General features: G+C 70.8%; 25 protein-coding genes. 12 read left to right on the plus strand and 13 right to left on the minus strand.

What is annotated here, in order from left to right; all coding sequences use genetic code 11:
* Positions 1-8 precede the first annotated feature (8 nt).
* Positions 9-434, minus strand: coding sequence for a hypothetical protein (locus tag ABZU91_RS04230; RefSeq protein ID WP_355233753.1), 426 nt, complete (start codon positions 432-434; stop codon positions 9-11).
* 429 nt (positions 435-863) lie between these two features.
* Here ABZU91_RS04230 and ABZU91_RS04235 point away from each other — a divergent pair, with 429 nt between their 5' ends.
* On the plus strand, positions 864-1,235 hold the full coding sequence (locus tag ABZU91_RS04235) for a hypothetical protein (RefSeq protein WP_355233755.1): 372 nt from the start codon (positions 864-866) through the stop codon (positions 1,233-1,235).
* 71 nt (positions 1,236-1,306) lie between these two features.
* On the opposite strand, the gene ABZU91_RS04240 is transcribed toward ABZU91_RS04235, so the two are convergent.
* The 4 genes from ABZU91_RS04240 to ABZU91_RS04255 all read right to left on the minus strand — a co-directional run bounded on the left by ABZU91_RS04240 (position 1,307) and on the right by ABZU91_RS04255 (position 4,713).
* Positions 1,307-2,269: a sporulation protein gene (locus tag ABZU91_RS04240; protein WP_355233757.1), complete on the minus strand. Its 963-nt coding sequence runs from the start codon at positions 2,267-2,269 to the stop codon at positions 1,307-1,309.
* 206 nt (positions 2,270-2,475) lie between these two features.
* The gene (locus tag ABZU91_RS04245) at positions 2,476-3,507 is read right to left on the minus strand and encodes a HEAT repeat domain-containing protein (protein ID WP_355233759.1); all 1,032 of its coding nucleotides are present in this window, start codon (positions 3,505-3,507) and stop codon (positions 2,476-2,478) included.
* Between the two features lie 118 nt (positions 3,508-3,625).
* Positions 3,626-3,847: a DUF397 domain-containing protein gene (locus ABZU91_RS04250; RefSeq protein ID WP_355233761.1), complete on the minus strand. Its 222-nt coding sequence runs from the start codon at positions 3,845-3,847 to the stop codon at positions 3,626-3,628.
* Positions 3,844-4,713, minus strand: coding sequence for a helix-turn-helix transcriptional regulator (locus tag ABZU91_RS04255; RefSeq protein WP_355233763.1), 870 nt, complete (start codon positions 4,711-4,713; stop codon positions 3,844-3,846). The genes ABZU91_RS04250 and ABZU91_RS04255 overlap by 4 nt, the downstream gene beginning before the upstream one ends.
* Before the next feature lie 335 nt (positions 4,714-5,048).
* On the opposite strand from ABZU91_RS04255, the gene ABZU91_RS04260 reads away from it, so the two are divergent.
* Entirely contained in the window at positions 5,049-5,297 is a 249-nt protein-coding gene (locus ABZU91_RS04260) for a DivIVA domain-containing protein (RefSeq protein ID WP_355233765.1), read from the plus strand.
* A gap of 92 nt (positions 5,298-5,389) precedes the next feature.
* A complete protein-coding gene (locus ABZU91_RS04265; RefSeq protein WP_355234776.1) occupies positions 5,390-5,647 on the plus strand; it encodes a hypothetical protein in 258 nt (85 codons plus the stop codon).
* Positions 5,648-5,731: 84 nt separating this feature from the next.
* On the opposite strand, the gene ABZU91_RS04270 is transcribed toward ABZU91_RS04265, so the two are convergent.
* On the minus strand, positions 5,732-6,505 hold the full coding sequence (locus ABZU91_RS04270) for a DeoR/GlpR family DNA-binding transcription regulator (protein WP_355233767.1): 774 nt from the start codon (positions 6,503-6,505) through the stop codon (positions 5,732-5,734).
* 37 nt (positions 6,506-6,542) lie between these two features.
* On the minus strand, positions 6,543-8,534 hold the full coding sequence (locus ABZU91_RS04275; protein ID WP_355233769.1) for a beta-galactosidase: 1,992 nt from the start codon (positions 8,532-8,534) through the stop codon (positions 6,543-6,545).
* 284 nt (positions 8,535-8,818) lie between these two features.
* Here ABZU91_RS04275 and ABZU91_RS04280 point away from each other — a divergent pair, with 284 nt between their 5' ends.
* From ABZU91_RS04280 to ABZU91_RS04310, 7 genes are all read left to right on the plus strand, one after another.
* The gene (locus ABZU91_RS04280; RefSeq protein ID WP_355233771.1) at positions 8,819-10,147 is read left to right on the plus strand and encodes an ABC transporter substrate-binding protein; all 1,329 of its coding nucleotides are present in this window, start codon (positions 8,819-8,821) and stop codon (positions 10,145-10,147) included.
* Between the two features lie 21 nt (positions 10,148-10,168).
* On the plus strand, positions 10,169-11,125 hold the full coding sequence (locus ABZU91_RS04285; RefSeq protein WP_355233773.1) for a sugar ABC transporter permease: 957 nt from the start codon (positions 10,169-10,171) through the stop codon (positions 11,123-11,125).
* On the plus strand, positions 11,122-12,003 hold the full coding sequence (locus ABZU91_RS04290) for a carbohydrate ABC transporter permease (RefSeq protein WP_355233775.1): 882 nt from the start codon (positions 11,122-11,124) through the stop codon (positions 12,001-12,003). Before ABZU91_RS04285 ends, ABZU91_RS04290 begins: the two co-directional genes overlap by 4 nt.
* Positions 12,000-14,135 (plus strand): alpha-galactosidase, encoded by a 2,136-nt coding sequence (locus ABZU91_RS04295; protein WP_355233777.1) that lies wholly within the window; start codon positions 12,000-12,002, stop codon positions 14,133-14,135. Before ABZU91_RS04290 ends, ABZU91_RS04295 begins: the two co-directional genes overlap by 4 nt.
* A 96-nt stretch (positions 14,136-14,231) precedes the next feature.
* Positions 14,232-14,633, plus strand: a complete 402-nt coding sequence (locus tag ABZU91_RS04300; RefSeq protein WP_355233779.1) for a YciI family protein — start codon at positions 14,232-14,234, stop codon at positions 14,631-14,633.
* Positions 14,634-14,636: 3 nt separating this feature from the next.
* A complete protein-coding gene (locus ABZU91_RS04305; RefSeq protein WP_355234779.1) occupies positions 14,637-15,935 on the plus strand; it encodes a sigma-70 family RNA polymerase sigma factor in 1,299 nt (432 codons plus the stop codon).
* A gap of 71 nt (positions 15,936-16,006) precedes the next feature.
* Entirely contained in the window at positions 16,007-16,330 is a 324-nt protein-coding gene (locus ABZU91_RS04310) for a multidrug efflux SMR transporter (protein WP_355233781.1), read from the plus strand.
* A gap of 78 nt (positions 16,331-16,408) precedes the next feature.
* Here ABZU91_RS04310 and ABZU91_RS04315 read toward each other — a convergent pair whose 3' ends face one another.
* Positions 16,409-17,803: a cellulase family glycosylhydrolase gene (locus tag ABZU91_RS04315; protein ID WP_355233783.1), complete on the minus strand. Its 1,395-nt coding sequence runs from the start codon at positions 17,801-17,803 to the stop codon at positions 16,409-16,411.
* Positions 17,804-18,180: 377 nt separating this feature from the next.
* Between ABZU91_RS04315 and ABZU91_RS04320 the strand changes: the two genes are divergently transcribed.
* On the plus strand, positions 18,181-19,143 hold the full coding sequence (locus ABZU91_RS04320; protein ID WP_355233785.1) for a TIGR03557 family F420-dependent LLM class oxidoreductase: 963 nt from the start codon (positions 18,181-18,183) through the stop codon (positions 19,141-19,143).
* The gene (locus tag ABZU91_RS04325; RefSeq protein ID WP_355233787.1) at positions 19,140-19,997 is read left to right on the plus strand and encodes an alpha/beta fold hydrolase; all 858 of its coding nucleotides are present in this window, start codon (positions 19,140-19,142) and stop codon (positions 19,995-19,997) included. Before ABZU91_RS04320 ends, ABZU91_RS04325 begins: the two co-directional genes overlap by 4 nt.
* Positions 19,998-20,110: 113 nt before the next feature.
* On the opposite strand, the gene ABZU91_RS04330 is transcribed toward ABZU91_RS04325, so the two are convergent.
* The 5 genes from ABZU91_RS04330 to ABZU91_RS04350 all read right to left on the minus strand — a co-directional run bounded on the left by ABZU91_RS04330 (position 20,111) and on the right by ABZU91_RS04350 (position 25,626).
* Entirely contained in the window at positions 20,111-21,208 is a 1,098-nt protein-coding gene (locus ABZU91_RS04330) for a hypothetical protein (protein WP_355233789.1), read from the minus strand.
* A gap of 48 nt (positions 21,209-21,256) precedes the next feature.
* Complete coding sequence (locus ABZU91_RS04335; RefSeq protein ID WP_355233791.1) at positions 21,257-22,057, minus strand: endonuclease/exonuclease/phosphatase family protein; 801 nt, start codon at positions 22,055-22,057, stop codon at positions 21,257-21,259.
* 9 nt (positions 22,058-22,066) lie between these two features.
* On the minus strand, positions 22,067-23,557 hold the full coding sequence (locus ABZU91_RS04340) for a phosphatase PAP2 family protein (protein ID WP_355233794.1): 1,491 nt from the start codon (positions 23,555-23,557) through the stop codon (positions 22,067-22,069).
* Positions 23,558-23,627: 70 nt separating this feature from the next.
* Positions 23,628-24,629, minus strand: a complete 1,002-nt coding sequence (locus ABZU91_RS04345) for a YihY/virulence factor BrkB family protein (protein WP_355233796.1) — start codon at positions 24,627-24,629, stop codon at positions 23,628-23,630.
* Positions 24,622-25,626, minus strand: coding sequence for a diacylglycerol kinase family protein (locus ABZU91_RS04350; protein WP_355233798.1), 1,005 nt, complete (start codon positions 25,624-25,626; stop codon positions 24,622-24,624). The genes ABZU91_RS04345 and ABZU91_RS04350 overlap by 8 nt, the downstream gene beginning before the upstream one ends.
* Between the last annotated feature and the right edge of the window lie 66 nt (positions 25,627-25,692).

Here is a 25,692-nt window from a genome sequence, read left to right on the forward strand (position 1 = left end):
GGTGGGATTCACCGTCGGTCGGTAGAACGGTCCCGGATGGACTTGCCCGGGCCGGTCGCCGAGGTGGACTGGTCGCTGGTGCCGCCACCCGTCGGGGTGCTCATGCCGCCCGTGGTGGCGTCACCGGTGGTCGTCGGGGCCACCTTGCCGGGATGCCGCTCCGGCTGGCGGGCCACCCGGCGTACGCTCGCCGGCCCGGCGGTGCCACCGGTCGTGGTCACCGCGCCCTGCCCGCCGACCGGGCCGCCGTCGTGCAACACCCGCGGGTCGATCCGCTCGTGTGCGGGGTCGAGCGGGTCGTCGCGTTGGAGTTGGGTCTCCACGTCGGTGCGGGGCACTGTCACCTCGTCGAGGGCGCCCTCGCCGTACACGCCGCCGGCGATCCGGTTCTCGGCCTGGCGGGCGGCCTCCTGCCGCATGTCGTCCTCACGCACGTCCATCACCTCGCAGAAGCTGTGGAACTGACTGCGTGCCCGACCGTCGGTCGACCAAACCCGTAGCGCTCGTGCGGCAGCCCGAAACGGACATCCGCCGCATTGAGCACATCACGCCACGCTCGGGCGGCGCGAGCGCCCGCCCCACCTCCATGATCGTGCTCGATCACTGTTGTAGTGGCCTCGCCCGTGCCGCAAGGGCACTGTTTCCTGGATCGTGCACAATCTTGGGTCGGATGCCTCCGGCCGCGGGGACACGCGTGGCCCGGTCGTCGTCGATTCTTTTTCGGGCCGGGGAGTGTTACCTGGTCGGCGGCCTCGGGTAGTCGGTGGGCGTCCCCGCCGTGCAAGCGAACCGTGCCGTGGCCGAAACGCGGTACCGGGGCGAGGGAAGGCAGGTACGACTCATCGCATCCTGAGGAGGACCAGATGAGCACGCAGGCTGCTTCCACCAGGCCGATGAACCGGCCCATGAACGACCCGCAGAACCCCGCCATGATGCGGGACACGCAGCAGATGCCGGTCATGCACGACGGGCGTCGGAACGACATGCAGGCTCCCGGTACGGAGACCAAGCAGGCGTTCAAGACCACCGAGTTCTGGATCTACCTGATCGCGGTGGCCGCCGTACTGGGCGCGTCGCAGGTCGTCGGTCGGAACTCCGCCGGAGTGGACATCTTCCGGGCCGACAACGCCTGGTTCCTGATCACCCTGCTGACGCTGGGCTACCTCGGTAGCCGCGGCCTGGCCAAGGCCGGCAGCAACTGGCGCAGCAGCGAGGAGCGCAAGGCCCGGCACTGACCGGGTGACAGCACAGCGCGCGGTGGCCTCCGGGATGATCTCCCGGAGGCCACCGTCGTCTGTGGAACGCGCTACTCGTCGCCGCCGAAGTCGCCGAAGTCGCCCTCGAACGCGTCCTCGATCACCTCGCCGGCGATCATGCCACCGGCGACGCCGAGCGCCGCGCCGGCGACCATCCCGCCCACGCCCATACCGCCCCGGCCGTGACCGTGACTCGGGCCGTAGCCGTGACCATGGCCGTACTGCGAGCGCAGACTGCCGTAGCGGGACGTGGTCTCGCGCAGCCACCCGTCGACGACCTGCGCCCAGTCCACCCGGTCGACGTCGGCGTGCGACACCTGGTAGCGGCCGAACGCGTCGTGACCGGCGCTGAGGAAGCCACCCCGCTTGTCACACTCCAGGATCACCTCGACGCCACGCTGGCTGGTCACGAAGGTCACCTCGACCTCGTTGATCGTGCCCGCGTACTGCGGCGAGGCGAAGAACTCGATCTCCTGGTAGAACGGCAGCGTCTGCTGCACGCCCCGGATGTGGCCACGCTCCAGGTCGGCGTGCTTGAAGCGGAAACCGAGCCGCTGGAACGCCTCCAGAATCCGCTCGTGCACCGGCAGCGGGTGCACGGCCACGTGGTCCAGGTCGGTCTTGTCGACCGCGCGGGCCACCGACAGCTCGGTCCGCAGGCCCATCGTCATGCCGTGCAGGCGCTGGCCGTACACGTCGGTGATCGGGGTCTCCCACGGCACCGGGAGCTGGAACGGGATCGACAGCTCCTGCTTCGGCGCGAGCTGGAACGCCCCGCTCACGGCCATCCGGTGGAACTCCATGGTGCCCGCGTACTCCGTGTCGTGGCCCTCGACCTCGACCCGGGTGACCAGGCCGATCACCACCTGCTCGATGGCTGCGGGGTTGTCACCGCCGACGAGGTTGACCTGCCCGTCGAGGGTCAGGCCGGGCCGGGTGTTGGGGTTGGTCAGCACGGTGTCCACGCTGGGACCACCCACACCGAACGCGCTCAACATCTTCTTGAAGACCATCGGAACTCCTGTGCGACAGCCGACCGCTCCACCATGGAGTCGGACGTTGACTCACCGCGCACCCTATCCAGACCCCCTGTGAGGTGGCTGTGAGCGCGCCGCGCCTGGCCCCGCTTGATCGACTCGACTTCCTGCAAGTCGGGTCGTCACCACGGTCGGGACACCCCGACTTCCGGGAATCCGAGTCGATCACCGCCGAGGCCTGGCTATGTCGGGCTCAGGTCCGCGATCGCCTCCTCGGCCGCGCGCTCGGGATCGTCGCCGGCCCGGCGGAGCAGCCCGTCGACACACCAGTAACCCGAACGGTCGGCACCATCGGTGATGTCGAGCTGAAGGTCGAGGTCGCACCGCTCGCCAGCCACGCTGACCGCCCAGTCGGGCTGACGCCGGTGCACGGCGAGCAGTAGCTGCCAGGCCAGGTCGTTCCGCCGGTCGCGGCGCGGCGGATCACATTCGCGCAGGGCATCGGCGACGTGGTCGGCGTCCGGATCGAAGCCCTTCAGCAGCGGCAGCAGTGACGGGTCACCGAGGTAGGCGGCGGCCCAGATGGTGAACGGGTGGACCTCGTGCTGGGCGAGCAGCTCACGTACCAGTGGGAGCGCTCGTGCGTCCCGCCGCCGGGCCAGCCCGCGAGCGCCTTCCGCGCGTACCTCCGGGTCGACGTCGCGGGTGCGGTCCCACAGCGCCTGCCGGACGGCGTTCCCGTCCGCGGTGCTCACCCAGCCGAGCCCGAAGGTGGCCCACTCCCGCACTCTCGCGTCGGGGTCGGTACACAGGTCGATCAGCACCGCCTCGCCCGCTTCGACCGGCGGGTCGTCGAGCACCGCCGGCACCGCGACGGCGACCTGGAACCGCACGTCGCTGTCGGGGCTGTCCGCGAGGGTGACCAGGGTCGGCAGCGCGCGGGGGTCGCAGGTCGCACCCAACGCGCTGGCGATCGACCAGTGCACCTCCGGATCTACTTCGGTGGCGGCCAGCGAGATCAGGGCCGTCGCGGCGTCCGCGCGCAGGTCGTTCCCGTGCACGGCGCTCGCGGAGCCGAGCAGGTCGCATGCCGCCGCGCGTACCACGCGGTCCGGATCGACGAGTCGGTCGACGGCCAGCCGGACGGCCAGGGCGCCTTCGCCCGCCGCCTGCCGGAGCAGCTCCGACCCGTCGTCGGAGTCGCCATTCTCGACGGTGCGCCGCAGCCGCCGCACCGCCCGGTCGAACAGGTCCGCCACCTCGTGCGCCTCCACGACCGGCATGGTGCCCGCCGGCCAATGGGTGACGCCACCGACTTTTGATCAACTCGACATCACCGATATGGGGGTATCAGCTCGACGGGACACCCCGACATCGGCGATGCCGAGTCGATCACGGCTCGGTGCGCGCGAACGCGCCGTCCTTGACCCCGTTGACGAACGCCGTCCAGCCGCTGACGCCGTAGACGAGGGTCGCGGACGCCCGGTCCTTGCTGTCGCGCACCGCCACCCGACCAGACCCGTCGAGAACAGGCCCCGCCTCGACGCAACTCCCGCCGTTGCTGTTGCTTCGGGTGCTGATGTGCCAGGCCACGGCCGGCAAGGACTCGTTCATGGCAGTTCCTCCGTGATCCTCGCGATCAGCTCGGCCGCCTCGCGCCGATCGAGCGCGACATCCTGGAGGCGATGGTACGCAAGCGCGTAGCGTTTCGACTTCGGAGATTCCATGAATCGACGCCCGCCGAGCGTCTCCGCATAGGCCACCTCGGGATACGGCTTGGGCATCCGGAAGAGGACGAACGAACCATCAAGCCCGGCGTGCAGGCCGACTCGCGTTGGCAGCACGCGAACATCGATGTTCTGCCGTCGCATCAGCTCGGCGAGGTGTCGTAGTTGGCCACGCATGACGGCGGGGCTTCCGACCGGCCGTCGCAGGACACTTTCGTCGATGACCGCTGCCACACGGACGACAGGATCACGTGTGAGCACACGTTGACGGTCGATCCGCAATTGCAACCACTTGCTGATCGAAAAGTCCGTCGCCTGCTCCCCCTCGGCGTTACGGATCACGGCATCCGCGTAGGCAGCCGTCTGCATGAGCCCCGGCATGAGGAACGCATCCCACGAACAGATGTGCTCGGCTCTGGTCTCCAGCCAGGGAAAATCGATGAAGGAGGCGTCCACCAACTCGTCGTAGTCGTCGTCCCACCGATCGGTCCGCCAGGCATCTTCGGCGAGTTGGAGAAAACGATTGCGCTCCCGCCCGTCGTGCTCGCCGTAGAGGTCGAGTAGCGATTCGACGACTCCCCGGCGAAACGGCCACTCGGCACGCTCCCACCGGGCGATGGACGAGAAGTCCCGTTCCAGGAACTCGGCCGCCTGCTTGAGGGTGATGCCGCGCTGCTCCCGCAACTGTCGCATCTGCTGGCCGAGCCACTGGGCACGCAATGTCTGGACGAACGATTCACGCCTGGCGGGCATGGGTCCCCTCTCTTGACGTCCCTCATGACGAACTTCGTTGGTGTCGTTGCACCAATACCGGGGCCACTGGAAACGTGGCCTGCGGGTGAGGGTGATCGCCGGCCCCCGGGGAAGCCCGGTGCAAACACGGCAACCGCGGCTGTGCCAACAGCCGAGAAGGTGACGAGAGGCGGCCTCGCGAGTGGCAGTCGCATACCGGCTCTCGTCGGGTCTCAACTAGAGCGTCGGGATGACTGAATCCCGGCTCCGAACCGACTTGCACGAATACCTACCACGAAAAAGGACGCGTCCGCGACCCCGACGCGTCCACGGGCCCGACGACAGGGAGGTGACCGATGACCAGAGGCACGCTCTACGACGGCGGCCGGCTGCATCCACGGCACGTGCGCGACCACCAGTTCGCCACCGCGGGCTTCGGCCGGCGGGGCCTCGACCCCCGGGAGGTGCGGCGGTTCCTGCACCGGATCGCGCTCGACCTGACCACGCTGCACCACGATCTGGCGCTGCTCAGCGAGGAGAACGCGCGGGTCAAGCGTGCGCTGCGGGCCCGGCAGGGTGCCTGGCCCGAGAGGCGGCAGTGGTGATCCCACCGGACCGCATCTTCGTACCGCTGCCCCGGGCCGCCGTGCTGGCCTTCACCGAGCCGACCGACTGGGCCGAACCGCCACCCCGGCACGTGATCCACCTGCCGGTGACGGTTCCCGACCTGGCCGGGACACTGGATCTGGCCCGCACACTCGCCCGATCGCTGGCCTCGATGCCAGAGGTCGACGTCGCCGGCATCAGCGTGTCGGCCGAGGACGCGCAGCACGTACGACAGTGGGTTTTCTGTGACCGGATCATGCCGGACCGCCGGCGGTGCGCGCGGCAGGCGGACCACGGCGGCGCCTGCCTGCCCGTTGACGACCCCTGGCCGCCGCCCGCCAGCCGGTGAACGGGTGATCCATTCGTGTTCCTGAAAATCGGGGTGTTCCGCCGAAGAGAACACCCCGACTTACAGGAATCCGGGTCGATCACGTCACGGGTCGACGACGACCAGTTCGCCTACCTGTTCGCCGATCGTGGTGCGGGCCTCGGCGGGTAGGCCGACGTCCGTGATCAGGACGTCGGCGGCCTCCAACGGGGCGATGGTGGCGATGCCGATCGTCTCCCACTTGGTGTGGTCGGCGAGCACCACCAGCCGGCGGGCGGCCCCGATGAGGCAGCGGTTGACACCGGCCTCCAGGAGGTTCGGCGTGGTGAAGCCCGTTCGCGGGCTCAGGCCGTGCACACCCAGGAAGAGCAGGTCGACGTTGAGCGCGCTGATCGCCGCCTCGGCCACCGGGCCGGTCAGCGCGTCGGACGGGGTACGAATGCCGCCGGTGAGGACGACAGTCTGGTCGGCGCGCGGGTTCTGGTACAGCGCGTCGGCCACCGGGATCGAGTTGGTCACCACGGTCAGCCCGTGCACGTCGGACAGCAGGGTGGCCAGCGCGGCGGTGGTCGTGCCGGCGGACAGTGCGATGGCCATCCCAGGCTCCACCATCGTCGCCGCCCGTTCGGCGATGGCCCGCTTCTCCGCCTGCTGGCGGATCGACTTCGCGGCGAAGCCGGGCTCGTCGGCCGAGCCGGGCCCGGCCAGTGTCGCCCCACCGTGGACCTTGTCCACCAGGCCGCGCTCGGCCAGCACCTCCAGGTCGCGCCGGATCGTCATGTCGGACACGCCGAACCGGCTGACCAGGTGGCTCACCCGGACCCCGCCGCGCTGGCGGATCAGGTCGAGGATGGCGCTCTGCCGCTGCTGGGCCAGCATCTGGGGAACCTCCTTCGCGCCGTGGCCGTCGACCACACTACGACCGGGCCTCGCGGACCACGGCCACCTCGCCGGCCGGCACGGTCAGCTCACCCGTACATTGCGTCCCGGTCAACAACTCCGTGCCGCGCACGGCGACGCGTACCTCGGTGTCGGTGTGGTTGATCGCGAACAGCCAGCTTCGCTCGCCGTCGCGGCGTCGTACCACCTCCACTCCGGTCGGCGCCTGCGCCGCCGGGCGGACGCCGGCCTCGTCGAGCAGTCGGGCGACCAGCCGGTCCGTGGCCGGCTCGTCCAGCCGGGTGCCGACGTACCAGGCGGCGCCCGCGCCGACCGGCCGTCGCGTCAGCGCCGGCACACCCGGCAAGGGCCCGTCGGTGTACGACGCCAGCACCTCGGCGTCGTCGGGGTGCAGCCACTCGGTCCACACGTCGGCGGTGCTGCCGTCGTCGAGTTCGACCCGCTCGCCCTCGCGCAGGGGGAAGAACTCCTCGGTGCGTACGCCGAGCAGGTCCCGGAACGCTCCCGGATAGCCGCCGAGGCGGATGTGGTCGTTCTCGTCGACGATGCCGCTGAAGTAGGTGATCGCCGCCGTGCCACCGGCCTCCACGAACCGGTGCAGCGCCTCGACATCGCTGTCACGGACGAGGTACAGGGTCGGTACGAGGACCAGCCGGTAGCCGCTGAGGTCGGCCGACGGATGGACGATGTCGGTGGTCACGCCGGCCCGCCACAGCGCCCCGTAGAGAGCGTTGAGCCGGTCGGCGTACGTGACGTCGACGCTCGGGTGGGAGTCCAGCTCGACCGCCCACCAGGCCTCCCAGTCGAACAGGATCGCCACGTCGGCGTCGACCCGACTGCCGCGTACCTCGGCAAGGGCCTTGAGGTCCGCGCCGAGCTGGCAGACCTCGCGGAACACCTTGGTGTCCGGACCGGCGTGCGGCACCAGCGCGGAGTGGAACTTCTCGGCGCCGGCCCGGGAGGCGCGCCACTGGAAGAACAGCACGCCGTCGGCGCCCCGGGCGACGTCGGCCAGGCTGTTGCGGCGGAGCTGGCCGGGGAGCTTCGCCACGTTGCGTGGCTGCCAGTTGACCGCGCTCGTCGAGTGCTCCATCAGCAGCCAGGGCTCGCCGCCGGCGACGCCGCGGGTCTGGTCGGCGGCAAGCGCCAGCCCGAGGTGGGCCTGCGGGTCGGCGGCGGTCAGGTAGTGGTCGTTGGAGACGAGGTCCACGTCGTCGGCCCAGGAGTGGTAGTCCAGATGCTTCACGTCCATACCGATCATGAAGTTGGTGGTGATCGGCTGGCGGACCAGTTCCGTGAGCGCCGCACGCTCGGCGCGGAGTTGGGCGCGCTGCTCGTCGGAGGAGAAGCGCAGGAAGTCGAGCTGCTGCGTGGGGTTGGCGAACGTCGGCGCGGTACGCGGCGGGTTGATCTCGGCCCAGTCGCCGTAGCGCTGGCTCCAGAACGAGGTGCCCCAGGCGTCGTTGAGCCGGTCCAGGTCGCCGTAGCGCTCGCGCAGCCACCCCCGGAACGCCTCGGCGCTGACGTCGCAGTAGCAATGCACGTTGTGGCAGCCCAGCTCGTTGGAGACGTGCCACATGACGACGGCGGGGTGTTCGGCGTACCGGCCGGCGATCGCGCGTACCAACTCCAGGGACCGTTCGCGGAACACCGGGGAGCTGGGGCAGTACGCCTGCCGTCCACCGGGCCAGAGAATCGCGCCGTCGGCCCGGCGGGGCAGCGTCTCGGGGTGCGCGCGGGCCAGCCACGGCGGCGGACTGGCGGTGGCGGTGGCCAGGTCGACCTGGATGCCCCCGTCGTGCAGGAGGTCGAGCACCCGGTCCAGCCAGCCGAACTCGAACCGACCCGGCTGGGGTTCCAGCAGCGCCCAGGAGAAGATGCCGACGGAGACCAGGTTGACCCCGGCCCGTCGCATCAGCTCGACGTCCTCCGACCAGGTCTGCTCGGGCCACTGCTCGGGGTTGTAGTCGCCACCGAAGTAAATGCCGTCACCCTGCCATCGCCGCATGACAGGTGAGGGTGCACCGGCCACTCACCGAAGTCAACAGGTTCCAACATCGACTTGCTTTCCAACGTTTACCTCGTAACGGGCGTATCACGACTGGGTTATCAGAGGCGAACAGACCTCTTGACAGCGGCCTATGGAGGGGTAGCTTGAGGCCCCAACTGGCCGATCGTGTTCGCCAATGTGGATTCTCGGTGGATCACGATGCGTATTCATCAGGCCGGACCGCTCCTCACCACACCTGACGGCCCCAGGGCGTAGCACCTCTTCATCCGCAGGAGGCACAGATGTCCCGTCCCCGATCGCAAGCCGAATATCTGGCTCGGCTCGTACCGCCCTCCGTCGCCGGCATCAACCGACGGTCGCTGCTGGCCGGTGCGGCCGGCACGGGCGCGCTGCTCAGCACCGGTCTGCTCGCCGGCTGCGGCGACGACTCCGACTCCGGTGGGTCCAGTAAGGACGTCACGCTCGGATCGAACCAGTCCGACCCGAAGCCCAAGGACGTCCTCGCCAAGGTCACCGACGGGTTCAAGACCTCGTCCGGCGTGCAGGTCGCGACCAACACGGTCGACCACAACACGTTCCAGGAGAACATCAACAACTACCTACAGGGCAAGCCGGACGACGTCTTCACCTGGTTCGCCGGCTACCGGATGCGCTTCTTCGCGCAGAAGGGCCTGGCCAGCGACATCAGCGACGTGTGGGGCAAGCTCTCCGGCTACTCGGACGCCTTCAAGAAGGCGTCCACCGGCGACGACGGCAAGCAGTACTTCGTCCCGGCGACGTACTACCCGTGGGCGGTCTTCTACCGCAAGTCGGTGTGGCAGCAGCACGGCTACCAGGTGCCCACCACCCTGGACCAGTTCACCGCGCTCGGCGCGCAGATGAAGAAGGACGGCCTCACCCCGATCGCGTTCGCCGACAAGGACGGCTGGCCGGCGATGGGCACCTTCGACATCCTCAACCTGCGCATCAACGGCTACCAGTTCCACGTCGACCTGATGGCCGGCAAGGAGGCCTGGACCTCCGACAAGGTCAAGAAGGTCTTCGACACCTGGGCCGGCCTGCTCCCCCTGCACCAGCCGGACAGCCTCGGCCGCACCTGGCAGGAGGCCGCGCAGTCGTTGCAGCAGAAGAAGAGCGGCATGTACCTGCTCGGCCTCTTCGTCGGTCAGCAGTTCAGCAACGACGAGCAGGACGACCTCGACTTCTTCACCTTCCCCGAGATCGACCCGGCCATCGGCGCGAAGGCACTGGACGCCCCGATCGACGGCTACATGATGGCCCGCAAGCCCAAGAACGAGGACAACGCGCGCAAGCTGCTGGAGTACTTCGGTGGCAAGGCCGCCGCGGACATCAACCTCAAGAACGACCCGGCCGTCCTCGTCGCCAACAGTGGCGCGGACGTCGGCGGCTACACGGCCCTGCAGAAGAAGGCCGCCGAGTTGGTCGGGTCGGCCACCGAGATCGCGCAGTTCCTCGACCGGGACACCCGGCCGGACTTCGCGTCCACGGTGATGATCCCGGCGATCCAGCAGTTCATCAAGAACCCCAAGGACATCGACGGCCTGACGACGTCCATCGAGAACCAGAAGAAGTCGATCTTCACTGACTGACGGCGGAAGGGGGAGGACATCGTGTCCGACCTGCCCCTGATCCAAGCGGATCACGCCGTGCCGCCGCCGGCCGCGACCACCTCCACGGGTGGTCGTCGCCGGCGGCTACGGCTCCTGTCCCCCACCGACCGCGTGGTCATCACGCTGATGGTGGTCGTCCCACTGCTGCTCGTCACCGCGCTCGTCTGGCTGCCGGCGCTGGCGACCGTGGTGCTGTCCGGCACCGACTGGGACGGCATCGGCCCTCTGAACGAGATCGAGTTCGTCGGCGGGCGCAACTACAGCGACGTGGTGAACATCTACCCGCCGTTCGTGCCGGCGGTCCAGCACAACCTGCTGTGGCTGGCCGTGCTGTTCGTGGTCGCGACCCCGTTCGGCATGTTCCTGGCCGTCCTGCTCGACAAGGAGCTGCGCGGCAGCCGCTTCTACCAGACCGCGCTGTACCTGCCGGTGGTGCTCTCGCTGGCGCTGATCGGCTTCGTCTGGCAGCTGCTCTACTCCCGCGACCAGGGTCTGATCAACGCCGTCCTCGGCACCGACACCGACTGGTACGGCGACTCGAACGTCAACATCTGGGCGGTCATGCTCGCCTCCGGTTGGCGGCACGTCGGCTACATCATGCTGCTCTACCTGGCCGGGCTGAAGGGCGTCGACCCGTCGCTGCGCGAGGCCGCCGCGGTCGACGGCGCCTCCGAGGTCCGGACGTTCTTCCGGGTCGTCTTCCCGGTGCTGCGACCGATCAACATCATCGTGCTGGTGGTGACCGTGATCGAGTCGCTGCGGGCGTTCGACCTGGTGTGGGTCGTCAACAAGGGCCGCAACGGCCTGGAGTTGATCTCCGCACTGGTCACCCAGAACGTGGTGGGTGAGGCGAGCCGGATCGGCTTCGGCTCGGCACTGGCGACGATCATGCTGGTCGTCTCGCTCGTCTTCATCACCATCTACCTGGCGACCGTGATGAGGGAGAACCGGGAATGAGCGTCGACACCCCGATCCGCCGACGCAGGCTGACCCCGCTGCGGATGCTGCTGCACGGCTTCCTCATCGCCGTGGCCCTGATCTGGCTCTTCCCGATCGCCTGGGCGGTGCTCACCTCGTTCCGCTCGTACCAGTACACCGCCGCCCACGGCTACGTCTCGTTCGGCGGCTGGACCATCGACAACTACGTCACGGCCTGGGAACAGGCGGAGTTCGGCAAGCACTTCCTCAACTCCGTCTACATCACGGTGCCGGCGGTGCTGCTGACGCTCTTTCTCGCCTCCTGCGTGGCGTTCGTCATCGCCCGATTCAGTTGGAAGATCAACCTCGTCCTGCTCGGCATCTTCACCGCCGCCAACCTGCTGCCACAACAGGCGCTGCTCATCCCGCTGTTCCGGCTCTTCACCGAGGTGCCGCTGCCGGAGTTCATGAGCGACTCGGAGCTGCTCTACGACAGCTACTGGGGCCTGATCCTGATCAACGTCGCCTTCCAGTGCGGGTTCTGCGTCTTCGTGCTCAGCAACTACATGAAGGCGCTGCCCCACGACCTCTACGAGGCGGCGATGGTCGACGGGGCGAGCGTCTGGCGGCAGTACTGGCAGATCACCATGCCGCTGTGTCGGCCGGCCCTGGCCGCGCTGGCCACCCTGGAGGTGACCTGGATCTACAACGAGTTCTTCTGGGCCACCGTCCTCATGCGCACCGGCGACAAGTTCCCGGTGACCAGCTCGCTCAACAACCTGCGCGGCCAGTTCTTCACCGACAACAACCTGGTCTCGGCGGGCAGCGTGCTCGTCGCGATCCCCACCCTGGTGATCTTCTTTATGCTCCAGCGACACTTCGTCCGGGGCCTGACCTTGGGAGCCTCCAAAGGATGACGATCCTGCACCTGCGCCGCGCTCGGACCAGCCTGGTGCTCGACGCGCGCGGCCCGGGGCTGCCCCGGGTGGCGCACTGGGGTGGTGACATCGGCGACCTGGACGACGACGCCCTGCGCCAGCTCGTGGCAGCGACCGTGCCGCCGGTGGTGCCGAGCAGTTTCGACGAGCCACCCGCGCTGTCGCTGCTGCCGGAGGCGAGCGCCGGCTGGAGCGGTCGACCGGGCCTGGCCGGGCACCGCGACGGACGGGACTGGTCCACCGCCTTCCGGCTCGACGGACTCGATGTCGACGAGCCCGCCGACGCTCCGGCGCTGCTCACCGTGCGGGCGTCGGACCCGGCCGCCGGGCTGGCCCTGACCATCGAGATCACGCTCGACCCGCACGGCCTGCTGACCATCCGGCACCGGCTCCGCAACGACGGCGACGGCGCGTACGAGCTGCGGGAGTTGACGCCGGTGCTCCCGGTGCCGGCGGTCGCCACCGAGCTGCTCGACCTGACCGGCCGCTGGTGCCGGGAACGCTCCCCGCAGCGGCACCCGTGGCAGCACGGCGCGTGGGTCCGCGAGGGGCGGCACGGTCGCACCGGGCACGACGCCACACTGCTGCTGGTGGCCGGCACCGCCGGGTTCGGCTTCGGCAGCGGCGAGGTGTGGGCTGTGCACACCGCGTGGAGCGGCGACCACGTTACCGTCGCCGAACGCCGACCCACCGGCGAGTCCACCCTCGGCGGCGGGGAACTGCTGGCCCCCGGCGAGATCCGGCTCGCTCCCGGCGAGGCGTACGACACTCCGCTGCTCTACGCCGTCTGGTCCGACGAGGGGTTGGACGGGCTCAGTCACGTCCTCCACTCGCACCTGCGGGCCCGGCCCGGACATCCGCGCTCCCCCCGCCCGGTGACCCTCAACGTGTGGGAGGCGGTCTACTTCGACCACGACCTGGACCGGCTGCGGGCCCTGGCCGACCGCGCCGCGCAGATCGGCGTGGAACGGTTCGTACTCGACGACGGCTGGTTCCGCGGCCGACGCGACGACACCGCCGGGCTCGGCGACTGGTACGTCGACGAGGGCGTGTGGCCCGACGGCCTGCAACCGCTCATCGACCACGTGACCGGTCAGGGGCTTCAGTTCGGCCTGTGGGTCGAGCCGGAGATGGTCAACCCCGACTCCGACCTGTTCCGCGCGCACGCCGACTGGCTGCTGACCGTGCCGGGGCGGCTGCCGCCCGCGTGGCGCAACCAGCAGGTGCTCGACCTGGGCCGCCCCGAGGCGTACGACCACGTGCTGGAACGCCTCGACGCGCTGCTCACCGAGCATCCCGCCATCAGCTACCTCAAGTGGGACCACAACCGGGACCTCACCGAGGCGGGGCACGACGGCCGGCCCGGCGTCCACGGGCAGACCCTCGCGGTCTACCGCCTCCTCGACGAGCTGCGCCGACGCCATCCCGGCGTGGAGATCGAGAGCTGCTCGTCCGGCGGCGCCCGCGTGGACCTGGCCATCCTGGCCCGCACCGACCGGGTCTGGGCCAGCGACTGCAACGACGCGCTGGAACGCCTCAGCATCCAGCGCTGGACCGGACTGCTGCTGCCACCGGAACTCGTCGGCACACACGTCGGCCCGCAGCGCTCGCACACCACCCACCGCGTACACGACCTGGGTTTCCGGGCGGCCACGGCGCTGTTCGGTCACCACGGCATCGAGTGGGACATCGCCTCGATCAGCGCCGACGAACAGACCGAGCTGACCGCCTGGGTGGCGTTGCACAAGAGGCTGCGCCCGCTGCTGCACGCCGGGCGGGTGGTCCGGGTCGACCACCCGGACCCGGCCGTCTGGGCGCACGGCGTCATCGACCAGGACAGGACCCGAGCGGTGTACGCGGTGGCCCGGCTGACCACGTCGGTGGCGGAGACCCCCGGCGCGGTACGGCTGCCCGGCCTCGACCCGGCGCTCCGTTACCGGGTACGGCCGGTGGCGGGCGTGCCGGCCCCGGCGACCATCGAGCGGTCCGCGCCGCCCTGGCTGGCGTCCGGCGTCACGCTCAGCGGTGCGGCGCTGGCCCGGGTGGGCGTACAACTGCCCGCGCTGCACCCGGAGCAGAGCCTGCTCCTGGAGGTCGACGAGGTCGGCTAGAAATTTCTTTCCTCCGGGGTGTCGAGAACGGTGTGGTCGGCTTCTACCTCAGGGTGAGAGCACCGACGATGGTGCGCAGCGGTGAGGAGCGAGACGATGAAGTACATGCTGTTGATGCAGTTCAGCGCCAGCGGGACCGACTTCCCGGGCATCGACACCTGGACCCAGGACGAGGTCCGCGCGCACGTCGCGTTCATGGGTGAGGTCAACGAGAAACTCACCGCCGCCGGCGAGTGGGTCGACGCGCAGGGCCTCGGCGGCCCGCAGCAGGCGCGGATCGTACGCGCCGGCGAGGGCGGCGCGCCGGTCGTCACCGAGGGGCCGTTCGCCGAGACGAAGGAGTTCCTCGCCGGCTACTGGATCGTCGACGTCGACAGCCCGCAGCGGGCGGTGGAGCTGGCCGCGCACATCTCCACCGCGCCCGGCCCCGGCGGTCGGCCGCTGAACATGCCGATCGAGGTACACCCGGTGATGTCCGCCCCGTCGCAGGAGCTGTGAGCGCTGCCCACCGACCTTCGCACCGAGGACCTGCTGCGCGAGTTGGCGCCGCAGGTCCTCGGCGTGCTCGCCCGCCGGTTCGGTGACTTCGCCACCGCCGAGGACGCCGTACAGGAGGCGCTGCTCGCCGCCGTCACCCAGTGGCCGGCCGACGGGCTGCCGACCAACCCACGCGGCTGGCTGATCCAGGTCGGCTACCGCCGGATGATCGAACTGATCCGCGGGGAGCAGGCCCGGCGTCGCCGCGAGGACCTGGTCACCCGCCAGGACCCGGACGACCGGCGGTACGCGCCGGCCCCGGACGAGGAGTTGACCGCCGAGCGGGACGACGGCCTGGTCCTGCTCTTCCTCTGCTGCCACCCGGCACTCGCCCCCGCGTCGGCGGTCGCGTTGACCCTGCGCGCGGTCGGCGGACTGAGTACGGCCGAGATCGCCCGCGCGTTCCTGGTGCCCGAGGCGACCATGGCCCAGCGGATCAGCCGGGCCAAGCAGCGGATCCGGGCGTCCGGGCTGCCGTTCCGGATGCCCGAGGAGGCGGAGCGGGCCGATCGGCTGGCCGCCGTCCGGCAGGTGCTCTACCTGATCTTCACCGAGGGGCACACCGTCAGCGCCGGCCCGGACCTGCGCCGTGTCGACCTCGCGGCCGAGGCGATCCGGCTGACCCGGGCGCTGCACTCGCACCTGCCCGACGACAGCGAGACCACCGGACTGCTCGCGTTGCTGCTGCTCACCGAGGCCCGCAGTCCGGCGCGGACCGGGCCCTCCGGAGAGCTGATCTCGCTGGCCGAACAGGACCGCAGCCGCTGGGACGCGGCGGCCATCGTCGAAGGCATCGCACTGGTCACGCGGGCGCTGCCGCGCGGCCCGGTCGGCCCCTACCAGGTGCAGGCCGCCATCGCCGCGCTGCACGACGAGGCCCCCAGCACCGAGGCGACCGACTGGCCCCAGATCCTGGCGCTGTACGACGTGCTCGATCGGCTGGCCGGCACCCCGGTGGTGGCGCTCAACCGGGCCGTCGCGATCGCCATGGCACACGGACCCGCAGCCGGCCTGAGCGCCCTCGACGCGCTGGCCGACGATCCCCGACTGGTCGGACACCATCGGCTGCCCGCCGTCCGCGCGCACCTGCACGAGATGGCCGGCGACCGGGAGCGGGCAGTCGCGGACTACCGGGACGCCGCCGGCCGCACCAGCAGCCTTCCCGAACAGCGTTACCTCACCATGCGTGCCGCCCGCCTCGCCGCCGAGCCCCGGGGCGGACCAGCACCCACCGAGGCGGCGCACCGGCTCGACACGCCCTGAAGCCGACCGGCTCACCGCGGCGTTAGCCTGGCACCGACGGTGTCACCGACCACCGAGGACGGCGAGGGCTGATGGCGTACGTGTTGCTGGGAATCGCCATCCTCGCCGAGGTGATCGCCACCAGTCTGATCAAGAGCACCGCCGGGTTCAGCCGCATCTGGCCGACACTGGGCTGCCTCACCGGCTACGCGCTGGCGTTCCTCCTGCTCGCCCAGGCGGTCAAGGAGATACCGGTCGGTGTCGCGTACGCCCTCTGGTCGGGTCTGGGCACCGCGGCCATCGTGGCGATCGGCGCGGTGTTCCTGGGCGAGTCGGTCGGGCTGGTCAAGCTCGTGGGCATCGCCCTGATCATCGCCGGCGTGGTCATCGTGAACCTGACCGGCGCGCAGCACTGACCGGGCTCGGGCTGCCGAAGGACGCGATGGCCGGGCCCGGTACGGGCCCGGCCACCTGGCGTCGGTCGCCTGACGTGCTCAGCTCGCGGTGCAGCTCACCTGCGGTGTCGGGTTGGTTCCGGTCCACGCGCCGAGGAAGCCCAAGCTGGCGCTCGCACCGGCGGCCAGTCGGCCGTTGTAGTCGACGTTCCGCGCGGTCACCGTGGAGCCGCTGCTGGTCACCGTCGCGTTCCAGGACTGCGTGACGCTCTGGCCGTTGGCGAGGGTCCACCGGGTGGTCCACCCGGTGATCGCCGACGCGCCGGCGGTGACGCGTACCTCTGCCTGGAAGCCGCCCTGCCACTGGTTGGTGACGGTGTAGGTCGCCGTGCAGCCACCGACGGGCGGCGGAGTGGTCGTCGGCGGGGGCGTGGTCGGAGGAGGCGTCGTGGGAGGAGGCGTCGTCGGAGGGGGCGTCGTCGGAGGCGGGGTGGTCGGCGGTGGGGTGCCGCCGAAGACGGTGGCCTCGCGGGAGGTCTGCCGGATGCCGTTGACGCCGTTGAAGACCCGCTGCCCCCAACTGGTCAGGCTGGCCGGGTTGAACGCGGTGGCCATGTCGAGATACTCGACGCCGCCGCCGTTGCCGCTCCACGACCAACCGAGCCAACCGATCCCGTTGGCCTGGCTGTACGCGAGGATGGTGTCCTCGTCCGGGTCGCCGTCGGAGTGGTTGAAGCCGAACTCACCGACCACGATGGGCAGCCCCGCCGTACGGAATCGGCCCAGGTAGTCGGTGATCTCGGCAGCGGTGTCGAAGACGCCGTACATGTGGATGGAGAAGAGCGTGTTGCGGGCCGGGTCGGCGGCGAAGACCGACGCGGCGTTGTCGCGCATCGTGAACGACCAGTCCTGGCCCCAGTTCGGGGCGTCCACCATGATCGTGTGGGTCAGGCCGCCAGCCCGCAGCCGCTTGATCGCGTTGGCGCTGTCGGTGGCCCACGAGGCGTAGTTCTGGTTGCCGTACGGCTCGTTGCCGACGTTCACGATGACGTACCGCTCCTGGCCGACCAGCACGTCCTTCAGGCTGAGCCAGTAGTCGACGGCACGGTCCAGGGTGATCGCGCCGCTCTGCTCGCCGTACCCGGTGGTGTCGTGGACCTCCAGCACACAGATCAGCCGGTTGGCCCTGCACAGTGAGATGACGTTGGCGACGTCGGCGTTGGTGTTGCGGGTCCAGCGGTCACCGCTGGCGAGCACCACCCGCACGGTGTTCGCGCCGAGCGCCTTGACGTCGGCGAACGAACTGGTCTGCTGCGGGTACCAGGTGTGCGCGTGGTTGACGCCGCGCATGACGAATTCGGCGCCGTTGGCGTCGTACAGCTTGCCGCCCGCGACGGAGAAGCCGGCTGCGGCGTACGCCGGTTGGCCGAACGCCAGCACGGCGAGGAGCAGCGCGAGCAGGGCGGCGCCGACGGCGGAGAGTCGAGTCTTCATGGCCTTCCTCAGGGAGGACCCCCGATGCCCGGCAGGGGTGGGGATGCGACAGGGGAAGGCGGCTGCAGCCCGGCAGCCGCCGCCCGGCTCCCGGCGGCGCGCATCAGCCTAGGGCGATGGATCGGTCCTCGCAACCGGTTCAGTAGGCGCCTCGAAGGGGCGGACAGCCGTGACGGCCCGCGCGAACGCAGGCCGTCACGGGGCGGTCATCCCCACCACAGGATGTGCGCCACACCGAGGGTCTTAACCGGTTAAGAGGACCGTAGGCGGGTCCGGAGCATCCGTCAAGCAGCACCCGAGGATAACGGGACGGGAGGGTTGACCGTTGCTGACCTGGGTATCCCGGGACGAACCGTCAGCGAGAAGGAGATACCGGGATGGTGAGCGTCGGCTACACCCTGATGTGCGAGCAGGCCGGTCCGAAGCAACTCGTGGACCACGCGGTGCGGGCCGAGGCGGCCGGCTTCGACCAATTGGTGATCTCTGACCACTACTACCCGTGGCTGGACTCCCAGGGCCACTCCCCGTACGCCTGGTCCGTGCTCGGCGCGGTGGCGCACGCCACCTCCCGCGCGGAGCTGATGTCCTTCGTGACCTGCCCGATCCGCCGTTACCACCCGGCCGTGGTCGCCCAGAAGGCCAGCACCATCGGAGCGCTCTCGGACGGGCGGTTCACCCTCGGCCTGGGCGCCGGGGAGAACCTCAACGAGCACGTGGTCGGCGGTTGGCCCCACGTGCAGCAGCGCCACGAGATGTTCGAGGAGGCGCTGCAGATCATCCGCCCGCTCCTCAACGGCGAGACGTTGACCTTCTCCGGCAACCACTTCGACGTCCCCGACGCCTACGTCTGGGACCGCCCCGAGCGCCCGGTCCCGATGGCGATCGCCGCCTCCGGCCGGCAGTCGGCCACGCTGGCCGCGGAGTACGGCAACGGTCTCGTCTCCACCGAGCCCGACCGGCACATCATCGAGATGTACGACGACGCCGGCGGCGCCGGTCAGCCCCGCTACGGGCAGGTGGCGATCTGCTACGGCCCGGACGAGGCCGAGTGCCGCAAGATCGTGCACGACCAGTTCCGCTGGTTCGGAATGGGCTGGAAGGTCAACGCCGACCTGCCGGGGCCGGAGTCCTTCGCCGCCGCCACCCAGTTCGTCCGGGAGGAGGACGTCGCCGAGGGCATCTCCTGCGGCCCGGACGTGGAAGCCCATGTCGAGGCATTCAGCAAGTTCGTCGACGCCGGCTTCACACACGTGGCGATCATCCAGGTCGGCGGGGAGAACCAGCCGATGTTCCTGGACTGGGCGCAGGATCAGCTACTGCCCCGGCTCCGAGAGCTGTGAGGTCGACGGCGCCCGGCCGCTTCGGAGTGGCCGAGCTGCGGCTCGCCCTGGCCGCTCCCCGGCCGGCCGCCGGTCTCACCAGCGACTGGCGGCTCGTCGACGGACTGCGCACCCACACGCGTCGCGGCGCCGATCCGGGCACCGGGGCGCCGCCCGTGGTGCTGGTGCACGGCCTGGCCGTATCGCACCGTTATCTCACCCCGCTGGCCGTCGCGCTCGCCGCCACCCACCCGGTGTACGTCCCGGACCTGCCCGGCTTCGGTCTGAGCGAACACCCCCGGGGCGCGTACGACGTGGCCCGGCACGCCGAGCACCTGGCCGCCTGGCTGGCCGCGTACCAACTGCCGCCGGTCTGCCTGGTGGGGCACTCGTTCGGCGCGGAGGTCGCCGCCGCGCTCGCGGCGACCCACCCGGAGGCGGTACGCGCGCTGGTCCTGGCCGGGCCGACCAGCGACCCGGTCGCCCGGTCCCGACGAGCACTGTTCGGCAGGTGGCTGGTGGACACCCTGCTCGAGGCCGCGTTGCAGGCGCCGATCCTGGTCCGGGACATCTGGGACGCCCGGCCCTGGCGGGTCTTCGCGACCCTGTCGCACTCGGTGCGCAACGCGATCGAGGCCGACCTCGTGCGGATCGCCGCGCCGACGCTCGTGGTGACCGGCGGTCGTGACCCAATCGCACCGACGCGGTGGCGTGCGCAGGCGGCCCGGCTCGTGCCCGACGGCCACCTCACCGTCGTGCCGGGTGCGGCGCACAACGTGGTCACCACCGCACCGACGGCCGTCGCGGACACGATCCGCCATCTGCTCAGCCCGCAACCCGCACTCAGGGAAGGTGAACCGCATGCGCTTCGGTAACACGGAGATCCGCCCGCTCGGTGGTGGCCTCGGCTGCCTCCTGATGATCCTCTTCTCGATCGTGGCCTCGGTGGTGCTGACCGTGCTGCTCAACCTGGTGCTGTGAGTCGTGGTCAGCGGCGCAGCCCCAGCGCGCCGAGCACCTCGCGGGAGGCCACCCGGGCCGGGTCGAGCACCGCGCGGCGGGTCCAGCGGGCCGCCGGCGTCACGGTGGCCCGCCAGACCGATCGCAGGCCGCGCGCCGCCGGCACCACCGTCACCGACAGGACCCAGCGGATGCCCGACAGCAGTGGACGGACGGTGTGCCGCCACAGCCAGCGCAGCCCGAGCCCGACCGGGCGCAGCAGCAGTCGGTAGACCCACCGCAGCAGCCAGCCGGCGGCCCGCCACGCCCCCACCAGCGCGGCGACGACCAGCCGGACGAACCTGACGACGAGCCACCAGACCCCACGCGCCAGCGCGGCGACGACCCACCAGGCCCCACGCGCCAGCGCGACGAGCGCGGCGGCCACCGCCCCGGCGAGCGCGACGACGCCGCGCCACAGCAGCCGTCCGGCGGGGGCGAGGGTGGCACTCAGCCAGCGCAGCGGCCGCAGGACCAGGTGCTCGACGAGCCAGGCCAGCACGCGTCCGAGGGCCACCAGAGGCGGGCGCAACCCGTGGCGGACCAACCACACCAGCGGCGACCAGAGGACCGTGCGGACCGCCCAGGCGAGGGCGGACGCCAGCCACACCAGCGGCAGCCAGACAAGCGTGCGGGCCACCCACACCAGCGGCAGCCACACGAGGGTACGAGCCACCCACGCCACACCCCGCCCCAGCCACACCAGCGGCAGCCACACGAGATTGCGGGCCATCCAGCGCAGCGGACGCCACAGCAGGTGGTGGGCGCACCAGAGCAGCGGACGCCACAGCAGCCGGTGCAGGGCCCAGACCAGCGGGGCCACCAGCCAGTCGCGCAGGAATCGCCCCGCCGGGGTGAGCAGGTGCCGGTGCACCAGCCGACCGGCAGCCGCGAACAACTCCCACAGCAGGCGTACCGGCAGCACCAGGACCAGCGCGACACCGCGCGCGAGGGCCGCGACGAGCGGGAACTCGACGGCGGCCGGCTCGATCGTGCGCACAGCCGCCGGGCCTCGGCCCCCAAGCGTCTCCGGCGGCTCGGCCGGCGGCCCGGGCAGCGACGAGCGGATGGCGGGGCGGTCGGTCACGATGCGCACGGTAGCCCGGCGGCGCCATTCGCCGAGTGCCCCTTCTGGTCACAGATCGAGGGTGACCAGAAGTGGATAGTGGTCGGAGGCGGTGTCCGTGGCCGCGTCACGGATCACCCGGCAGTCCCGCGCCCGCTCGGCCACCGCACGGCTGCCGAACAGGTAGTCCAGCCGCATCCCGGCGAACTCCGCGCCCCCGAAGCGGGTGGGGACGGTCAGGCCCGCGGCCTCCGGCGCGCCGGCGTTGGCGGACGGCCACAGGTCGACCAGGTCGGCGGCGAGCAGCCGGGCGACTGCCCGGGTGTCCACGGCCTCACCGCGTCTGCGCAGGTGCCGTTTGCGGTAGAGGGCGGGCAGACCGGCGAGACGAGCGGCGTGGTCGACAGTCGGGTCGAGCGAGTTGAGGTCACCGGCGAGCAGCGTCAACGGCCCGGGGGCGCGGCGCAGGGCAGCGACCAGCCAGTCGACCTCCATCCGTCGGCGTCCCCCGGAGTACGGCCAGAGGTGGGTGCCGAGCACGGTGAGCGGCCCGGCGGCGGTGGACACCACGACGCGGGCGGCGGCTTGGTGGAACGGCCGACGCAGCGTCCCCGCGTCGACGACCCGGTACGGCGGCCGGACCAGGACCGCCACCGGCTGCCCGAAGCAGGATCGGGCCAGGTGGGGTGTCATCCCGACCCGATCCGCCACGCTCGCCATCAGCCCGGCCTGGTCGAAGCCGCGCAGCTCCTGCAGGGCCAGCACGTCCGGCATCTGCTGGTTGACGACCTGGACCACCCGATCCAGCCGGTCGGGGCCGCCACGGTCCCGTCCGCCGGTGCGGATGTTCCAGGTCATCACCCGCAGCATCGCGGTACCTCAGTCGGGTCGGCCGGCGCGGGCCAGCTCGTCGTCGAGGGTGTCCACGTCCTCCGACTCGATGGCCGGTTGGTTGCCCTCCGCCAGGTCGGCGTTGGGGCGGATCACGAGGTAGAGCAGGCCGATCCAGAGCGCGGAGAGCAGGATCGCGCCCATGAAGTCGGTCGGGTGGTGCATCCCCCGGTACATCCGGGAGGTGGCCACCCCGGCCGGCATGATCACGGCCAGCGCCACGAAGATCCACCGCCACCAGCGGTCGGTACGCGGGAACACGATGAGGGTGATCGCCAGCCAGACGCAGATCGTCGCCGCGATGTGCCCGGACGGGAACGAGGAGGTGGGCATCTGCCCGTCCAGGTTCTCCACCGGCGGGCGCGGCCGGTCGACCGCCCGCGCCGCGGCGAGGAACAGGGTCAGCTCACCGACCATCGCCAGCACCACGAACAGCACGGGCCGCCACCGCCGCCACACCGCGAGCACCAGCGGGCAGAACACCAGCGAGATGAGCAGGATGGCGTGGGTGTCACCGAACTTGCTCCACCACCAGCTCACGTCGGTCAGCACGTCGGTGTGCCGGTCGGCGAACCAGCGGGGCACCTCCGTGTCCAGCGTGTCGAAGAAGGTGCCCTTGGCGTGGAAGCTGACGTACGTGCCGAAGCCGTACAGCGCGCCGAACACGAGCACCCAGCCGACCAGCAGTTCGGCCACCGCCGAGCGGGGGTGGGCCAGCACGCGCTCCTCGGCCGGGGCGATGGCGATGTCGTGCCCCGCCTCCGGCTCCAGGCCCTCGGTCAGCGGCGGCACCGGCTTGCCGCGCTCACGCCGCCAGAGCCGGAAGGCGTACGCGGTGACGCCCAGCCAGGCGGCCCCGAGCAGCCAGGCCGCCAGCACGTCGGAGACGAAGTGCACGCCCAGCGCGATCCGGGTCAGCCCGATCAGGACCACCAGCACGCCGACGCCGACGATCGCGGGCTTACGCCAGCGGGGTGCCATCGCCGGCAGGAACACCAGCAGCAGCGCCCCGTACGCGACGATCGAGCCGAGCGCGTGCCCGCTCGGGAAGCTGTTGCCGGGAGCGCTGGCTACCGGGGCGTCCACCACCGGGCGGAGCCGACCGACGAGCGTCTTGAGCGACGGGTCGAGGATCAGCCCGCCGACGCCCGTGACGATCAGGTAGACGGCCAGCCGCGGCTGCCGCCGGATCAGCAGACCGATCGCGGGGATCGCGACCAGCCAGATGAGGATCGGCCGGCCACCCAGGTCGGTCACCGCCTGGAGCACGGTGACCAGCGCATGGTGTGGGGCGACGAGCGAGTTGAACCACTCGGCGACCGCGTGGTCGGCGTCCTGCAACGGGCTCCACCGCACCCGGACGAGCAACAGCAACAATCCGAACGCCGCACCGGCGCCGATGACGGCGACCAGCCCGGCGATGCTCCGTTCGGCGAAGTGACCGATCGGACGCCGAGCCACCTCTTTGACCGCGGTCACCCCGCACCTCCCTTGTCGTACCTGGCGAGGCGAGGTACCCGATCCGCGTGCGGCGTACACCCGAACGCGCTCAGAGCGCCGACATGTCCCCGGTGTCGAACAGCTCGGCCCGGTCGGCCTCGGGTTCCCACAGGTCGGGCTGCGCCGGCTCCTGCACGCCGATGCGCAGCGCCTCCAACTGGGCGGCGAAGGCCAGCCCGCCGAAGAGCGCCATACCGGTCAGGTTGGCCCAGAGCAGCAGCGCCATCATGCCGGTCAGCGCGCCGTAGGTCTGGCCGAAGCCGTCGCTGAACTTGACGTACGCGGCGAGCAGCAGGCTGGCCAGCCACCACAGGGCCGTGGCGATGCCCGCGCCGAAGAACAGCCAGGACAGGCCCGGCTGGTTGCGACGCGGCGCGTGCCGGAACAGCACCGCCACGGCGAGCACGGTCAAGCCGAGGCTCAACGGGAACCGGATCACGTTCCAGACGACGTTGGCCAGCTCACCCCACTCGTAGTGCTCGCGCACCGAGTCGCCCATCGCCCCGCCGCCGACGAGGATCAGGAAGCCGGCCAGCGCGGGCAGACCGGCGGTGACCGCCAGGACGGCCGCCCGCAGGTATTTCCACAGGGCCGGGCGGTCCCGCTCGACGCCGTAGATGCGGTTGGCCCCGCGCTCGATCTGAGCCATCGTGGTGGTCAGCGCGACCAGGCCGGTGAGCAGACCGAGGGTGAGGGCCAGCTCCCCCGCGTCCTCGACGCGTTCGCCCTCGCCGAGCAGTTCGCCGACGACCTCGGAGCTCTGGCCGGGGGTGAGGGCCAGCACGGTGTCGGCGACGACCCGGCCGCCCTCCTCGACGCCCAGCTCGCTGATCAGACCGGTCAGCGCGATGAGGAACGGCACGACGGCGAGGCAGAGCTGCAACGCGAACGCGCGGGAGTGGCTGAACCCGTCCCCGTAGCGGAACCGGATGAACGCGTCGCGCAGCAGGTGCCAGCCGCCCTTGCGGCGCAGTGTGCGCCAGGCGTCGTCGGCCGACAGCTCCTCGTCGGCCATCATCCGGGTCTCCGGAACGATCCGGGTGCTACTCACGGCGGGCTTCCTCGATCAGCCGCTCGCCCCGCTCCCCGGCGCTCTGCGCGTCGTCGGACAGGTCGGGGGCGTCCTCGGGCTGCGGGACGCAGAGCCACAGCGCCTGTGGCCGGATCTCGGCGTGCAACCGCCGACCGGGGGCGATGAGGTCGCCGTCGAGCTCCCGCGGCTGCGGGCGGTTGCTGGTGACCACCACCGTCCGGCCGCGGAAGACCTCCATCTGCGGCACCTGGCCGCTGCGGCGGATCACGGCCCAGCCGAGCGCGAGCCAGTGGCGCAGGTTACGCGGGGTGAGGACGGCGACGTCGAGCCAGCCGTCGTCCGGCTCGGCCTCGGTGAGCAGGTGAACGCCGCCCTGCAGCCGGCCGACGTTGGCGATCAGCACCGAGCGGACCCGGCGACGCACCGGCGGGCGGTCGTCGATGCGGATCTGCACCCGCATCGGCCGGTCGCGCAGGTGCTTCATGGCACCCACGACGTACGCCGGCCAGCCGATGCGGGCCTTGGTGGTCTCGTTGGTGGCCTCGAGCATCTTGGCGTCGAAGCCCATGCCGGCCATCACGGTGAAGTACTGGTCCTCGACCGCGCCGACGTCGAGCAGCCGCCGACCGCGTTCGACGGCGACCTGGAGCCCCGCCGCGAGGTCGGTGGAGAGACCGAGGTTGGCGGCGAGCAGGTTGCCGGTGCCCTGCGGCAGCACGGCGAGGGCCACGTCGGTGCCGACGAGCGCGCTGACGCAGGACATCACGGTGCCGTCGCCGCCACAGGCGAAGATCAGGTCGACGCCGGCCTTGACGGCCTGCTCGGTCTGGCCCCGGCCCGGGTCGTCGACGGTCGTCTCGAACCACTGCGGCTCGGGCCACCCGGCGACAGCCAGAGCGTCGTTCACGGTGCGGCGCAGCTTGTCGAGATCGGCGACCTTCGCCGGGTTGACCACCACTGCCGAGCGCAGCCCACCGTCGCCACCCGAGGGGCGCCTGTCCTGTCCAGCATCCACGGCGTCAGTGTGCAGCACCGGGCCGCCGTCAGCGACCCGGCGAGCCGCCGGCGTCGGAAGTGCCAC

The sequence above is a fragment of the Micromonospora sp. NPDC005174 genome, from assembly GCF_040608495.1.
Lineage (GTDB): Bacteria > Actinomycetota > Actinomycetes > Mycobacteriales > Micromonosporaceae > Micromonospora.